Consider the following 15,866-nt stretch of genomic DNA (forward strand, 5'->3'; position numbering starts at 1 on the left):
GCGGCCTGAATATCACGACAAAAAGAATAGTGTTGCGCTTAACAATGAATCTAAAGAAGCTTGCAAGCAGCGTACTGATGCTTTGGAAAAGGATTGGGCACACCTTCAGCATGAGCGAAAAAAGATCACTTCTCAGGTGATGCTACAGCAGGATCTTGAAACATGCCGTGCTGAAAACAAGTTGAAAGATGAAGATGAGTTGTTCGAGGAGGCTCATCATCCGACTTGTGTGCTGGCTCGTAATCTCACTGCAGTTGGTGAACCTAAGCCGAGTAGCATCCATGACCCACATCATATCATTCCGGGTAAAGGGCGGTTTCAGCAGGTTAGACTTGTTGTGACACGATTAGCTCTTCATGCTCACGGTATTGGAATCAATGACCCGTTGAATGGCGCTTGGCTACCTCGCTATAAAAATGACAAAGGTCACTGGGCAGGCAGTGAAGCACCAGCTCATCGAGAGATACATCGGTATAACTATGAATCATGGATTGTGAATACGTTTAGTTCTCCAATGCTGCCTGAGCAGGCAATGATTAGTCGCTTACAAAGAGTAAAGCACAAACTTCTGCATGGTGGATATCCGCAGAAAATTATTGAAAAGAAAGACACTAGCTGGAGCGGTCAATCATGAAAATCTACCAGTTAAAGCAACGCCCTGAGGAGTTTAAAACTCTAACTCTGGATATTATGAATCTTGCTAATCAGCTTGGTAATAAAAAGCTAGTAAGGCAACTCCGACTGCAGCCTTCTACTAATGAGCCTTTACTACCAATTTGGAAAGATGGTGTGGTTGGCGATTTTGAGGATGTTTTAGGAAAAAACTCTACGATGCCGGACATATCAACATGGTATAGCACATATCTAGCGCTAACTGCAGGTGCATGCGATAAGCTAGAATCGGTACTAGCGTCTGAGGGGGAGTTCTTGCCTATAAACGTTGGTGACGAAACCATATATGCTTTTAATTGCCTTAGTTTTGGCGCTGAAGATGAGTCTATGTGCCTTAAGAAACATACCGATGGTTTTGAAGATGGTCTGGAAACCATTGAATTTGATGAAGAGGATATCGAACCACGCTATGTATTCAAATCTCGCTTACAAGGCTGTACAGTGCTCTATGCTACAGAATCTTTCAAGCTTTTGTGCGAAGAGCATGGACTAGAAGGACTTAAGTTTGATGAAGATTTGCTGGATCCGTTTTAGTAGTTGACCAATGGGGTTAATGAATCCAACCACTACACTAGAAATTTGCAATACCTAAGCTAATGTTAGTGGGTTAATCGGGTCGTGGTTTTTCACAGTAGAGCCAAATTAGAAGTTGCATTTATTGCTAGTTCTGTCTTTTCTTTAGTAACAGTAGAATATGAAATCATGCAGTCGAGGCGTTAGGTGGCGGGATTGCAAAGCAGTCTTTATCTCTAGTATCAAAGAGGACGGGGAGCCGCTTTTTACAGGCGACTATATCGAATACACTAATTAGCGCAGTTTTAATAAGCGTAATGAAAATGAGAAGCTGAGAAAGCCCGAGAAGAACTATTAAGTCGAGATTCCTTTCTAATATGTAGTGAGTGGGTTGATTTGGCCAACCGACAAAAGGATTTGTAACATCTATAATTGTCCATTAAATGCTAATTTAGCAAAATCTATAACTCAATTTTCCAAAAATGAGTTTCGTTAGCTTGAATTAGAATAGCAAAGCGCTCTTCACGAAAGTTAAGGGCGTTAACAGCCTTTCATGTTGTTTGAACCAAGGTATCGAGATCCGCTTCGCTCTTAGTTACGTTCAACCTTAGCTGCTACTTTTCATCAATAAATAGAGATGAGTTACCATCAAGTAGCATAGGGAAGCGAGGGAGTATTCTCTCAAATGAACATTAAACTCCTTCTTTGTAGCCTGTCACCTTCAAACTACTTCCTCTAGCGCTAACAATTAATTCAAATGTGCGCTGGTTAATGATTTTTCTGTAAGTAACACTATTGAACGTGATAGAAGTAACAAAATGGCCTCTTAACGGTAACGTTCCCGAAAAGTTTATATATTATCGCCCTCATTGATATAAGTAGTAGAGACGCTCTGAGTACGAGCGCTCTGAAATTCAGGCTTTAGATGGACATTTAAAGTCACCATAAGTTTGCGATTTTTCTTGGGAACGTTTGCAATATGCCTAAGTATAAATTTACGTGAGACTATGGAAATGAAACTACACACTTTGACGATGGCAGTAGCGCTTGGACTGGTTACTGCACCTGTATTCGCAGCAACAGATGTTGACGCTCTTGAAAAGCGAATTAATGAATTAGAACAGAGACTTGAGCAGACAGAAAAAGCATCCACAGAAGCAAATGAGAAAGCCTCAAGCTTTGAGTTTCATGGCTACGCTCGTTCCGGGCTGCTCATTAATGATGATCTGAATGGTGCAGTGGGTACTGGTCCTTACATGACGGCAGCTGGTGCTATTGGCGCGCCAATTGGACGATTAGGGGTTGAGGATGATCATTATGTGGAAGCAAACCTTATTCACAAACGCTTTGCAGATGATGGTTCCAGCGCATTGTTCCGAATCATGTTGGCAGATAGTACGGAAACCAATAACGAATGGACAGCGAGTGAGAGTCAATTAAACGTTCGTCAGATATATGCTGAGCTAAACAAGTTGAGCATGTTCTCTGAATCAAGTGCGTTTGCTGACGCAACGTTTTGGGCAGGTAAACGATTTGACCGTGATAACTTTGACATTCACTTCTTTGACTCGGATATTGTTTTCTTATCTGGTACTGGTGCTGGTGTGTATGACGTCCAAATGAGCGATTCGTGGAAAGCAAACTTCTCGATCTATGGTCGTGATTTTGGTGAGATTGATAGCTCGTCAACAGATGTTGAAAACTATATCGCGACAATGAACAACCGCTTCGGTAATTGGCAATTGATGCTGAGCGGCATGACGTCTGCTGATAACAATGATCGCGTAGAAGGCGGAGCGGACAAAGGTTTACATGCGATGTTTGCTTACCATGGCGATAACTTCTTTGGCATGAGTGAAGGCTTCTCTAAAACCGGTATTTTGATGGGTGATGGACTGGGTGCGGAACTTAAAGGCATCGGTTCAAACGGAGATTTGTTAGAAGACGCAAAAGCCGTACGCTTGTTCAGCTATGGTGTAACACGCATCGGCGACAACTGGCGTGTAGCACCTGCGTTGCTAGCAGAACACAGCCAAGATCGCTTTGCTAAAAATGATGAATTTACGTGGGCATCGTTCAACATCCGCTTAGCGCAAGAGTTTACGCAGAACTTTGAGATGGTTTATGAAGGCTCATACCAATACATGGACCTAGACAATGCGATTGATAAAGCAAGTGGCAGTTTTTACAAAGCGACAATTGCACCAACGCTTAAGATGTCTACCGCTGCAGGTTTCTTTGACCGTCCGGAGCTACGTTTTGCAGTTAGCTACGTTGATTGGAGCGAAGACTTGAATGGCTACTCGATTAGCCAGGATGCGGGTGCTGCAACGATGGGTGATGGTGGTGAAGTTCTGTTTGCACTGCAAATGGAAACTTGGTTCTAAAGGGATCTAACCGACAAAGAGTAATAAGAAAAGCGCCAACTGATTTCAGTTGGCGCTTTTTCATTAACAGGACTGACGCTCAATTGTTTTGAATGTTAGTACCATCTTACTCATTTCAAAACTTCTGTTGGCAATTCTATCTAGTAGCAGTTTCGCACCATTTTCACCCGCTTTATCAAATGCATAGTTAAATGTTGATAAGGTTGGGGTGCACACTGATGCGAGCTCATCATCACCAACTCCTAGAACTAAAACGTCTTTACCCGGTGTTAACCCGAGCTCTTGAATCGCTCTCATCGCACCGATAGCAATACGGTCTGTCGCACAGAACAAGCCATCTAGCTTAGGGTTCTTTGTTAAGTGTTGTTTTGCCAATGAATAGCCAGAATCGATGGTAAAGTCACCACGAGCATGGAAGGCGATCTCAAAACCATGATGCTGTAGCGCTTGAACAAATCCTTCAGAGCGTTGCTTATCTACCGCGATATCGTCACCTTGCACACCAATAAAACCCATGGTTTGGCAACCTTTTGCAACCAGTCTATTTCCCGCTTCAAACCCTACTCGTGCGTCATCATGAATGATGCTTGGAATATTAAACATGGAACCATCTTGACCGACGAGCACAACTGGAACGGCTGAGTTTTGAATTGCTTTTACCAGTTTGGAATCGAGGTGGGTGGCGTAAAGAATGATCCCTTCAACCCGTTTTTGGTTAAAGATCTGAATGTACTCCAGTTCTTTTTCGTGGGCTTGGTGAGTGCTAGCAAGTAAGACATGTTTCCCGGCTTTTTCAAGGACATCGGTTAATCCATCGACACCTTGGGATGTGGCATGAGAGGAAACCCGAGGAACAATGACACCAACCAGATTGGTCTTTTGAGATTTTAGATCTTTAGCGACTTGGTTCGGCACATAGCCACACTCCGCTACTGCTTGGCGGACCTTCTGTTTTGTCGCTTCTTTTACGCCATACTCATCGTTTATAACCCGTGACACTGTTGATTTTGATACGCCAGCCAGACGGGCGACATCATGCAGACTCGCCATTGTTCCTATCCATTCTGTTTTTCGTTTTTGGGATTGTTTGCAAAGAGAAGATGAAAAGCTCTTTGATAAGTAGCGATTCTAACCTCCTATACTGCTCTTAGGGAGAGAATTTGACGATCATTCTCACATTCTCTCTGCTTTATCTTTGATCATTTGGTTTTATTGAGCAAAAATCTGTTTTGCAAACGTTCCCGAAAATTTCGCAAGCTCAGATAATAATCCAATGGGGTATGAAATGAATTATCCGGCAGTAGCAAAAGAGTTGTTAACTCTATTAGGTGGTAAAAGCAACATCACCGCACTTGCGCATTGTGCGACACGCTTACGCCTTGCCGTTGCAGATGAGCAAAAAATAGATGAACAAGCGATTGATAACCTTGAAGGGGTCAAAGGGCAGTTCAAAGTTGCGGGTCAGTACCAAATCATTTTTGGATCAGGCATCGTAAACCAAGTTTATGCAGAAATGGCGAAGTTGACGGGTATGAGTGAAATGTCCACCAACGACGTTGCGTCTGCTGGCGCAGAGAAACAAAACATCGTTCAGCGCGCGGTGAAAGGGCTGTCTGATATTTTCGTCCCAATCATTCCCGCAATCGTCGCTGGTGGTTTGTTGATGGGTATCTATAACCTATTGACTGCCCAAGGCTTGTTCATTGATGGCAAATCTTTGATTGATGCCAACCCAGGACTGACAGACTTGGCGAACATGATCAACACGTTTGCAAACGCGCCGTTTGTTTACCTGCCTATCCTGTTGGCATTTTCAGCCAGCAAGAAGTTTGGCGGCAACCCATATTTAGGGGCAGCGCTAGGTATGTTGATGGTTCACCCTGACTTGCTGAATGGTTGGGGATTCGGCGGCGCATCTGTGTCTGGCAACATTCCGGTTTGGAATATTCTTGGTTTTGAAATCCAAAAAGTGGGTTACCAAGGTTCAGTGTTACCGGTTTTGGTATCGGCATTCATTCTTGCGAAGGTTGAGCTAGGCTTACGTAAAGTCATACCTTCTGTTTTAGACAACCTTTTAACGCCATTACTGGCGATTTTCATAGCGGGTTTGCTGACGTTTACTGTCGTCGGTCCGTTCACGCGTGATATCGGTTTCCTATTGGGTGATGGTCTGAACTGGCTATACAACACTGCTGGCTTTGTTGGTGGTGCGGTATTTGGTCTTATTTATGCGCCGTTTGTTATTACTGGTATGCATCACAGCTTCATTGCTATTGAAACTCAACTTCTTGCGGATATTGCGACGACGGGCGGCACCTTTATCTTTCCTATTGCGGCGATGTCTAACGTTTCTCAAGGAGCGGCTGCGTTGGCGGTGGGCGTGATGAGCAAAGATAAGAAGATGAAAGGTATTGCGATTCCATCTGGTGTTACGGGTTTGCTGGGTATTACAGAACCGGCTATGTTTGGTGTTAACTTAAAACTACGTTACCCATTTATTGCGGCAGTTTGCGCTGCGGCGTTATCAAGTGCGTTCATCACAATGTTTAATGTGAAAGCTCAGGCATTGGGCGCAGCTGGTCTTCCAGGCATCATTTCCATTACGCCAGAGAAGATTGGGTACTACATCGCGGGTATGGTGATCGCGTTCTTGACCGCATTTGTTCTCACCATTGTTCTTGGTATGCGTGACCGCGCTAAAGTCGGTAGAAAAGCAGCGGCTTAATCTGAACTCCTTAGGGGTGGAGTCCCCCAAAATCCACTTCTTTTCCTAAATGTTTGGGATGCTAGCCAAGCACTAATGGCTTGGCTAGCCTTTTTCAATTTTTACTTGGTAGTGAAGGTGTTCAACACGTTGGACTATCAGGGCTTTAATTTCAAGGTAAGCAAGATGAATCAAGTATGGGTAACTGGTGATGCAGTTGTCGATCTAATACCGGAATCTGAGACTTCTTTACTCAAATGTCCCGGTGGTGCACCAGCGAATGTCGCCGTAGCAATTGCTCGTCTATCTGGTAAGAGTGCGTTTTTTGGACGTGTAGGTGATGACCCATTTGGTCGCTTCATGCAATCAACGCTCGATCAAGAGGGCGTGAGCACGGAGTTTCTCGTTAAAGACCCTGAGCAAAGAACATCAACAGTGGTGGTAGATTTAGACGATCAAGGGGAACGCAGCTTTACATTTATGGTAAAACCGAGCGCTGATCAGTTTATGTCTGTTGAAGACATCCCAAACTTTAAGCAAGGTGACTGGCTACACGTTTGCTCAATTTCACTGGCAAATGAGCCAAGTAGAAGCAGCACATTTGAGGCGATCAAAAGAGCAAAAGCCGCTGGTGGTTTCATTAGCTTTGACCCTAACTTGCGTGATGAAGTGTGGCAAGATCAATCAGAAATCCAAGCTGTCGTGATGAAGGCTGTAGCGATGGCCGATGTGGTTAAGTTCTCTGAAGAAGAGCTTTTGTTCTTGACTGACTCAACGTCGATGGCGCAAGGTTTACAACAAATAGCCTCTTTGAATATTGCTTTGGTCTTGGTGACACAAGGTGCGAAAGGTGTTTGGCGCGTCTTTGAAAGTCAGAGTGAACTGATCACAGGTCAAGTCGTTAGTCCGATTGACACCACAGGTGCGGGTGATGCTTTTGTCGGAGGGCTACTGGCATGCCTGTCTCGGCATGACGATTGGAAAAATCATCCTGTTGTTAGCTCTGCGATTCAATGGGCAAATGGCAGTGGTGCATTAGCGACGACGCAAAAAGGCGCAATGACCGCGCTTCCGACCCAGACAGAGTTGCTGCAATTTATTGGGCAATGATCTTCAGATCCAATTTCAGTTGAGAAAAATTATGAGCTTAAACAACCGTTGGACTGTAGAGCAAAGATATCGTCGACTTGAGCAAATCCCTCAGTGTGATATCGAAGAAATGACACTTTCACGTCAGCAAGATAAAGGCTTTCCTAGTTTTCATATCGCCCCTAGATTTGGGCTGTTAAATGACCCAAATGGGTTGTGCTATTTCAATGGTGAGCACCACATCTTTTACCAGTGGACGCCTGTGGGACCAGTCCATGGAATGAAGTATTGGTACCACCTTTCTACTAAAGACTTCATCCATTTTAAAGATCATGGCGTGGGTCTTCATCCCGACCAAGACTACGATTCACATGGTGTCTATTCGGGCGGTGCTTTGGTGGAAAACAACAAGGCTTTGCTGTTTTTTACTGGTAATAAGCGTGACCAAAACTGGAATCGAATTCCAACACAATGTTTTGCCACTATGGATTCGGAAGGCAACATTGAAAAAAATGGAGTGGTCATCGAAAATGAACATTACACGGAGCACTTTCGTGACCCAAAAGTTTGGAAGAAAGGCGACGACTATTTGATGGTGGTGGGTGCTCAAACCAAAACCGAGCATGGTTCTATGGCGCTCTATCAAAGCAAAGATTTGAAAACGTGGCAGCATAAAGGTCCTATCAAGACCAAGTTCTCTGACCTTGGGTACATGTGGGAGTGTCCTGATTTATTTGAGATTAATGGTCAATCGGTGATGCTGTTTTCTCCACAGGGCGTGAGCAGTAGTAATCCTTATGATTTCAAAAACATCTATTCTGTCGCGTATATCGTGGGTGATCAGTTGAACCTAGAGTCGATGACTTTAGAAAACCACCAAGATATTTTACAGCCAGATTATGGGTTTGATTTCTACGCCCCACAAACCTATTTAGATGAGAATGGGCGTCGCATTCTTATTGCATGGATAGGGTTGCCAGAAATCGACACGCCATCGGTCACACACCAGTGGGCAGGAATGTTGTCTCTTCCTAGAGAACTAACGTTGAAAGATGGTTTTCTTGTTCAAACTCCACTCCCTGAATTGGAGAGTTTAAGAAAAGAAGAGGTGGTCTTTGCACAGTCTCATACACTGGAAAGCACAAGTTGTTTGATCCAATTAGACCTTGAGGGCGATGGCTTTGAACTTGAGCTGAGTAACCTCAAAGGTGACAACATCGTCTTTAGTGCGACAAAGCACGAGTTTATGCTGGACCGTCGTCACATGTCTCATTTGTACGCAGAAGAATTTGGTGGTATTCGAAAAGCACCAAGATTGGACGCTAAGCAGACGATTGAGATGTATATCGACAATTCTGTCATCGAGATTTTCATTAATGGCGGCAAACACACGATGACCAGTCGTTTCTTTATTGATGACCTCAATACGGTAACGTTGAGAGGGTTGGAGCAAGCAAGGCTTTTCCCTTTGAAAGGTATTTCTGGTTTGTTTGAATCAGCTAAGTAACGGTTTCGAATACATTAAAACGCCCTTCATTGATTTAGTGAAGGGCGTTTTTCTTTCTAACTATCTAACTTAACTGCCTATCACGCACGTAAGTTGTTTGAACTAAGGTATCCAGAACAACTTCATTCTTGGTGACTTTGAAGTTTAGCGGTTGTTCTAAATCCCCAAATAGTGGCGCGCCGCCGCCAAGTAGGATAGGGAAGCGCGTGATCACCATTTCATCGATAAGATCTTCTTTCAGGAAGTTCTGAATCGTCACTCCGCCGTCGATGTAAAGATCGTTAAAGCCTTTTGCGTTTAGCTCCGCAAGCACATCTTTTTGCTCGCCTTTTACTAGAAAGACTTTGTCTTCGTAGCCTTGTGGCACTTCTGTCATGGTATTGCTGAGTACAAACACAGGTTTGCTGTATGGCCAATCGCAATCAAAGCTCAGTACGACATCTAGGGTGTTGCGCCCCATTACCAAGCCATCAATACGCTCCATCAGTGAGAAGAAACCAGTATCAATGTTGTCTGGATTTGGTACTGAATGTAGCCAGTCGAGTTTGCCCTGCTTATCTGCGATGTAACCGTCCAGACTGGTTGCAATAAATACGATATTTGCCATGAGTACCTCATCAAAATGGTGATGCTTGAGCCAAGCTAAAGTATGGTTTAAAATTAATTCTACAATGTAGAATAAGTATGAGTTTATCGAGAAGATCAAATGTCTGTCAACGAAAAGAAACGCGGGAGACCAGCCGCTAAGCAGTCGCAGTTAAGCGCAGAAAGCATCCTAGATACAGCTAAGTCATTGATGAAAAAGGATAGCAAGGTACCAAGTATTCGCTCGTTAGCGACGCAATTAAATGTGGATCCTATGGCGATCTATTACTACTTCAAAAACAAGAATGCGTTGCTTGAAGCGTTGACCACATCGCTGGTGGAGGAAATTTATCAACCGAAAGTGAATGAAGATTGGCAAGGCGAACTCAAAAATTTGTGTATTAGCTACATTGAACTGCTGCGTGAGTACAACGGGTTATTGCAAACCATGCTGAGCATGACATCGTATGGCCCTGCTCAAGTGTTTACCGAGCGCTATCAAATCATTGTTCAGCCTTTGGCACCGTCTCCGCAAGTGGAGAAAGACAGTTTGGATCTATTGGCAGATTACCTACACGGGTTCGCTTTCTCGATCAGTTGTTGCCACGATACGAGTTTGATTCAGACGGAGATGATGGATGGGCCGTTGAATCTGATCTGTTCTTCGTTATTGGCATCTCGAACCTAGTTCACATTATCGCGACGTTTTTACTTATAGCGTGAAAGAAAATCCCATAACCAAAGGTTCTAACTAAAAGAGATTGCAGGACTTTTATTTAGCGAATTCGACCTAATATCTTGAGTATGCCTAATCGCAGTTGGCGAAGAGGTGATGTTAATAATGCTTGCTGGCGCGTAAGACCCGTCAGTTTGAAGATGCATTCAAACACAATAAGGGAAAACAATGGCTAACGAATACATTCCACCAAAAGTTTGGACAAACGATAATGAAAACGGCGGTCAGTGGGCGAGCATCAACCGTCCGGATTCTGGCGCACGTCATGAGCAAGAGCTTCCAGTTGGTGAGCACCCATTCCAACTTTACTCAATGGGTACCCCAAATGGTCAGAAAGTGACGATCATGTTTGAAGAGCTTTTGGCGGCTGGCGTAACGGCAGCAGAATACGATGCATACCTGATTAAGATTGGCGATGGCGACCAGTTTGGCTCTGGCTTTGTGGCTGTTAACCCAAACTCTAAAATTCCGGCATTGGTTGACCGTTCGGGTTCTGAGCCAGTGAACGTGTTTGAATCTGGCAACATCTTGTTTTATCTAGCAGAGAAGTTTGATCATTTCTTACCAAAAGAAGGCGCTAAGCGTGCTGAGGTAATGAACTGGTTATTCTGGCTGCAAGGTTCTGCGCCATATCTAGGCGGTGGTTTTGGTCACTTCTACGCGTACGCACCAGAGAAGTTCGAGTACCCAATCAACCGCTTTACAATGGAAGCAAAACGTCAGTTAGATGTATTAGACAAGCGTCTTGCGAACAATGAATTCCTAGGTGGCGATGAGTACAGCATCGCTGATATCGCAACATGGCCATGGTACGGCAACCTTGTGTTGGGTCGTGCTTACGATGCGGCTGAATTCTTAGACGTAGAAAGCTACAAAAACGTTGTGCGTTGGGCAAAAGTAATTGATGAGCGTGAAGCGGTAAAACGTGGTCGAATTGTGAACCGTTCATGGGGTGAAGAATGGGAGCAGTTACCTGAGCGCCACAGCGCAGAAGATATTGATAAAGTATTGAAACTTAAACCATAAGCAATCTTGGCCTAGCTACGTCAAATGAGTTTAGTTTTATCTATGCTTATACAGTGACCTTAATCAAATCTATAGCGCACCATATACGGTGCGCTATTTTTATTCTCATTTAGTCTCGAAATGCTAATTTATATCACCTCTTGAAGAGCATTTAGTTCGTAGATGAATCTTTAATGTATTTATATATTATGATGCAAAACAAAGCTCATATTTCCATGTTAAATATGGACTGGTCATACTGCTTTCTAATAATTAAATTATTTAAAAATTATAAACTGATTTTATATCCATTATAAATAAAATTAATGATAATTAATATTTGACATAACCAATAAATTTATGTGGAATATGCGGGTTGATTTGTTTTGAAGAAATAAAATTAATTTCTAGTACTTTTATTTAAGACAAGCTTAGCTTTTAGCGATGTTTAATTATTAATGCTTATATCATGAAAGAGGATATGTATGATGTCGTCGTTTGAGTCGTACTGGGTTGGGATACGTCAAAGAATAGCCGCACAAACCGAAGGTAACCGCAGTTTAAAGTCTCTAGTCATTAAAAAGCAGCGTGTGAACTTAAATAACAGTGGGTTATCCTTTCGCGCTAAGTCCGGATGCCTTATCCCTCACTGTTATACCAAGTTCTCTGATGAGATAAACCTAAAAACATCGAAAAAATCGTCTCTTAGTTTTAAGAAAGGAAAGCTGTATTTTTCTCCGATTTAATAATAAATTAAATTTACATAAATTATAATCTGAGGTTTTTAAATTTATCGATAATTAATTGCGATTTTATGATGCGTTTTCAATATGTTTTCTTGGTAAGTAATTAACTGGGCTTATTGTTGGTTGTTTTTGTTGTTTCCTATTTAGATATGGATAAAAGCTCAACTACTTTTCCTATACCAACTTACTCCCTGAATTGACTTGTGCGCTTTTTCTCTCCTCTCAAAAAACATAGCGTTACGGAATTATTTTCGCTCCTGTTTCATTCTTCAAGACGAAAGCTCTACCTACCTCTCATTATTTTCGACAAACATTGAGTAAAAGTAACCAATCGTAACAAGGTGGCTGTAACTGAGCGCCGTTTCAATATACTCGTTTTTTAACTAGGTAATCCCGCGCTTTGAATTCATTCGGGTACCGTTTGTAAGCCTTAAATGCTACTAAGATAAGATGTCATGATGAGAAAAAGTACTATATTACACACAGTGTTAATTACAGGGTTCGCTGCTGTATCCTCGTTGGCTTATGCTGCGCCTTCAGTTGTGCCAAATGCGCCAGAACTCAGTGCTCGTGGTTATGTTTTGATGGACTTCCATACGGGGAAAGTACTGGTTGAACGTGATGCCCACAAACGTTTAAACCCTGCGAGTTTAACGAAGTTGATGACTGCTTATGTAGCTGGTCAAGAAATTAATACAGGCAATATTACGTTGAATGATGAGGTTGTCATCAGCAGAAATGCTTGGGCAAAAAATTTCCCAGATTCTTCAAAAATGTTTATTGAAGTCAATACTTCCGTTTCTTTGTCTGACTTATACCGTGGTCTGATTGTTCAATCTGGTAACGATGCCAGTGTCGCTATTGCTGAGCATGTTGCGGGAAGTGAATCAGGGTTTGTGAGTTTGATGAATAGTTGGGCCGCCAAGCTTGAATTGTCTAACACGGCATTCACCAACCCTCACGGCCTAGACAGTGACGGTTTATATTCGACACCTTATGATATTGCCAAGTTGGGACAAGCGATTATTCGTGACTTACCTGATATCTATCCGCTGTATAGCGAAACCTCTTTTACTTACAATGGCATCACTCAATACAACCGTAATGGCTTGCTTCGTGATCGTAGTATGAATGTCGATGGCATGAAAACTGGTTATACAAGCGGTGCGGGTTATAGTCTAGCGACTTCTGCAACACAAGGTGATATGCGTTTGATTGCCGTAGTGATGGGAGCGAAGAGTGAGAATGTTCGTGAATCAGAAAGCAAGCAGCTGTTAAGTTATGGCTTCCGCTTTTACGATACGGTAATGCCGACTGAGGCGGGTGCGGAACTTGCGAAAGCTCGAGTGTGGATGGGCGAAAAAGACGAGCTTACTGTTGGCGTAGCTAATGATGTTTATCTCACTTTGCCAAAAGGAGATGTAAAAAAACTGCAAGCGGAAGTTGAATACAACGGTGATTTAGTTGCGCCAATTTCTGAGCGACAAGTGGTTGGTAAAGTGCTTTACAAAGTCGAAGGTAAGGTCGTAAATGAAGCCGAGCTCGTTGCATTGGAGTCCGTGGAGGAAGGCAGTTTATTCAAGCGAATTTTAGACTGGTTTAAGCAATTGGTCGCTAGCTGGTTCTAAACAGTAGCGAACTTCTGTCTTTATCACTCTATCTTGTTAATGTTCTATTAAATCAATTTACTAAGGTGACCAACGTGGTCGCCTTACGTTTTTGGAATACTCGTTGCGTTAAAACGCAGGCCTTCTTGTAAGGGTGTGTTTTACCTGACCAAGAGCGTTTTGTGTTTTTGGGTGCGAGAGAAAAGAAACTAGAACAAGAATGGAGTGACACGTGCACAAGATTTTATCTTTGACATTGATTTTATCGCTCATGGGCTGCGCTATGCCTTACCAGCAGGAGGTCGATAGCGGCCAATGTGTTGGAGTCATGACCTCTCAGGATGCATATGGTTATTTAAACCCAAACCATTACACGATGCAGGTACTCGCGCTAAAGCAAGAAAAAGATGTGAAAGATTATATTCGCTATATCGATCCTAAGCATCCGGTTTGGGTTAACTGGAAAAACAGCCGAGGCACGCGTTGGTACACGGTAACTGTTGGTGATTTTAAAACGAAACAGGATGCCTACAATGCGCTTTCTTCATTACCAAGCCGTGTAAAGCAGTCATCCCCGTTTGTGCTGACTTTTGCGGAAATGCAGCGTAAGCAACAAACGAGTGTTGTGAGAATGCGTTAGCCAACAAAAAACGGAAGCGATGGCTTCCGTTTTTGTATTTAGGAGTAAGCTTATAGCGCCGCTAAAATCGTTTCTGCTTTGCTTGCTTCAAACTCTTTTGGCTCTTCAACGTTTAGCTTAGTCACTGTGCCGTTTTCAATGATCATTGCGTAACGTTGTGAGCGAATACCACCAAAGCCGCCTGTATCCATTTCAAGACCTAATGCTTTAGTAAAGCTAGCGTCGCCATCACCCAACATCAGAATCTCAGAAGCGTTTTGAGCTTCGCCCCACGCTTGCATCACAAATGCATCGTTTACAGAAACGCAAGCAATTAAATCAACACCTTTTGCCTTTAGCTCATCAGCTAATACCACATAGCCTGGTAGATGAGCTTCTGAACAGGTAGGGGTGAATGCGCCAGGTACAGCAAAGAGTACGACTTTCTTGTTCGCAAACAGTTCTGTAACGTCGTGGTTCACCATACCATCGGCAGTCAACTCACTTAGAGTTGCAACTGGTAGAGCTTGGCCTTGTTGAATCATGATTCTATTCCTTTTTGTGTGCTAGTTTAGCTTTCTCAGTCTAGCGTTTATAAATGCGGTTAACCACAGAGTTTTTGTAGGGTTTTAATACCTACGCGTTTGACCTAAGGAGTGGCACTGATGCCTTTATTGCAACGCTTCGTGCTGGTTTACGTATTGGCTAACAAGGTGACGATATTTCGCCTTTAACTCGTTATCGATAAAGCTGGCATCAATCGCGTTCATTGTAAATTGGGCAAGTTCACTCTTACTCATTGGATGTGCGTTGTTGACGGCCAGAAAGTTATCCGTCATGTAGCCACCAAAGTACACAGGATCGTCTGAGTTAATCGTTACGGCGACACCTTTTCGTAGCAAATCCACAATATTGTGATCTTTCATATCGTCGAATACACATAGCTTAAGATTCGATAACGGACACACTGTCAGTGGCATTTGGCTTTCGATTAAGGATTCAACTAATGCTTCATCATCAACACAGCGAACACCGTGATCCACACGGCTCACGTAAAGCATTTCAATTGCATCGCTAATATTTTGTGCGGGGCCTTCTTCACCTGCGTGAGCAACGGTAAGTAAGCCTTCTTCTACTGCTTGTTTAAATACGCGCTTGAATTTAGCTGGCGGATGACCTTGTTCTGAAGAATCTAGTCCAACACCAATGATCTTATCACGGTGTTTCAGAATAGCCTGTAGGGTCTCTATGGCGCTCTCTTCTGAAAGGTGACGGAGAAAACACGCAATAATTTGCGAGGTAATGCCAAGTTTTTCGTGACCATCTTTTAGCGCGCGAGCGATTCCATTGATAACAGTGTCAAAGTCTATGCCGCGTTCTGTGTGTGTTTGAGGGTCAAAAAAGATTTCGGTATGAACAACGTTGTCTTCTTTACAGTGCAGTAAGTATTCCCAAGTGAGATCGTAAAAATCTTGCTCCGTACGCAGAACTCCCGCTCCTTGGTAATAGAGGTCGAGAAATGATTGTAAGTCTGTGAACTGATATGCGCTGCGTAGTTCACTCGGAGAAGAGTAAGGGATCTCGATGCCGTTTCGTTTTGCTAATTTGAATAAGAGTTCCGGCTCAAGTGAACCTTCGATATGTAAGTGCAGCTCTACTTTTGGAAGACCTTGAATAAATGCGTTCATATTCCACC

14 protein-coding genes are annotated in these 15,866 nt (G+C 43.1%); 10 read left to right on the forward strand and 4 right to left on the reverse strand.

The window, feature by feature from the left end; translation table 11 throughout:
• Window positions 1-82: 82 nt before the first annotated feature.
• The 3 genes from R8N46_RS05185 (at window position 83) to R8N46_RS05195 (ending at window position 3,572) form a co-directional block, all read left to right on the forward strand.
• Complete coding sequence (locus R8N46_RS05185; protein ID WP_050550087.1) at window positions 83-634, forward strand: AHH domain-containing protein; 552 nt, start codon at window positions 83-85, stop codon at window positions 632-634.
• Window positions 631-1,206, forward strand: a complete 576-nt coding sequence (locus tag R8N46_RS05190) for a hypothetical protein (RefSeq protein WP_033906347.1) — start codon at window positions 631-633, stop codon at window positions 1,204-1,206. The genes R8N46_RS05185 and R8N46_RS05190 overlap by 4 nt, the downstream gene beginning before the upstream one ends.
• A 992-nt stretch (window positions 1,207-2,198) precedes the next feature.
• Complete coding sequence (locus R8N46_RS05195; RefSeq protein ID WP_104976248.1) at window positions 2,199-3,572, forward strand: carbohydrate porin; 1,374 nt, start codon at window positions 2,199-2,201, stop codon at window positions 3,570-3,572.
• Window positions 3,573-3,635: 63 nt separating this feature from the next.
• On the opposite strand, the gene R8N46_RS05200 is transcribed toward R8N46_RS05195, so the two are convergent.
• On the reverse strand, window positions 3,636-4,622 hold the full coding sequence (locus R8N46_RS05200; protein ID WP_017819847.1) for a LacI family DNA-binding transcriptional regulator: 987 nt from the start codon (window positions 4,620-4,622) through the stop codon (window positions 3,636-3,638).
• Window positions 4,623-4,857: 235 nt separating this feature from the next.
• Between R8N46_RS05200 and R8N46_RS05205 the strand changes: the two genes are divergently transcribed.
• From R8N46_RS05205 to R8N46_RS05215, 3 genes are all read left to right on the forward strand, one after another.
• The gene (locus R8N46_RS05205; RefSeq protein WP_017819848.1) at window positions 4,858-6,297 is read left to right on the forward strand and encodes a sucrose-specific PTS transporter subunit IIBC; all 1,440 of its coding nucleotides are present in this window, start codon (window positions 4,858-4,860) and stop codon (window positions 6,295-6,297) included.
• A gap of 165 nt (window positions 6,298-6,462) precedes the next feature.
• Entirely contained in the window at window positions 6,463-7,386 is a 924-nt protein-coding gene (locus R8N46_RS05210) for an aminoimidazole riboside kinase (protein WP_115386520.1), read from the forward strand.
• Between the two features lie 31 nt (window positions 7,387-7,417).
• A complete protein-coding gene (locus tag R8N46_RS05215; protein WP_213972240.1) occupies window positions 7,418-8,872 on the forward strand; it encodes a sucrose-6-phosphate hydrolase in 1,455 nt (484 codons plus the stop codon).
• Window positions 8,873-8,936: 64 nt separating this feature from the next.
• On the opposite strand, the gene R8N46_RS05220 is transcribed toward R8N46_RS05215, so the two are convergent.
• Window positions 8,937-9,479 (reverse strand): dihydrofolate reductase family protein, encoded by a 543-nt coding sequence (locus tag R8N46_RS05220; RefSeq protein ID WP_054576134.1) that lies wholly within the window; start codon window positions 9,477-9,479, stop codon window positions 8,937-8,939.
• Between the two features lie 99 nt (window positions 9,480-9,578).
• Between R8N46_RS05220 and R8N46_RS05225 the strand changes: the two genes are divergently transcribed.
• The 4 genes from R8N46_RS05225 to R8N46_RS05240 all read left to right on the forward strand — a co-directional run bounded on the left by R8N46_RS05225 (window position 9,579) and on the right by R8N46_RS05240 (window position 14,191).
• Window positions 9,579-10,145 (forward strand): TetR/AcrR family transcriptional regulator, encoded by a 567-nt coding sequence (locus tag R8N46_RS05225; protein ID WP_318098351.1) that lies wholly within the window; start codon window positions 9,579-9,581, stop codon window positions 10,143-10,145.
• Between the two features lie 216 nt (window positions 10,146-10,361).
• Window positions 10,362-11,219, forward strand: a complete 858-nt coding sequence (gene yghU, locus R8N46_RS05230) for a glutathione-dependent disulfide-bond oxidoreductase (RefSeq protein WP_005373705.1) — start codon at window positions 10,362-10,364, stop codon at window positions 11,217-11,219.
• 1,183 nt (window positions 11,220-12,402) lie between these two features.
• A complete protein-coding gene (locus tag R8N46_RS05235; RefSeq protein WP_213972283.1) occupies window positions 12,403-13,572 on the forward strand; it encodes a D-alanyl-D-alanine carboxypeptidase family protein in 1,170 nt (389 codons plus the stop codon).
• Between the two features lie 211 nt (window positions 13,573-13,783).
• A complete protein-coding gene (locus tag R8N46_RS05240) occupies window positions 13,784-14,191 on the forward strand; it encodes an SPOR domain-containing protein (RefSeq protein WP_005373701.1) in 408 nt (135 codons plus the stop codon).
• 50 nt (window positions 14,192-14,241) lie between these two features.
• Here R8N46_RS05240 and R8N46_RS05245 read toward each other — a convergent pair whose 3' ends face one another.
• Together R8N46_RS05245 and R8N46_RS05250 are read right to left on the reverse strand one after the other, a co-directional pair.
• Window positions 14,242-14,715, reverse strand: a complete 474-nt coding sequence (locus R8N46_RS05245) for a peroxiredoxin (RefSeq protein ID WP_005373699.1) — start codon at window positions 14,713-14,715, stop codon at window positions 14,242-14,244.
• A gap of 126 nt (window positions 14,716-14,841) precedes the next feature.
• On the reverse strand, window positions 14,842-15,858 hold the full coding sequence (locus R8N46_RS05250; RefSeq protein WP_005373696.1) for an adenosine deaminase: 1,017 nt from the start codon (window positions 15,856-15,858) through the stop codon (window positions 14,842-14,844).
• Window positions 15,859-15,866: the final 8 nt, after the last annotated feature.

It is taken from the genome of Vibrio sp. 1874 (assembly GCF_033344395.1).
Taxonomy (GTDB): Bacteria; Pseudomonadota; Gammaproteobacteria; order Enterobacterales; family Vibrionaceae; genus Vibrio; species Vibrio alginolyticus.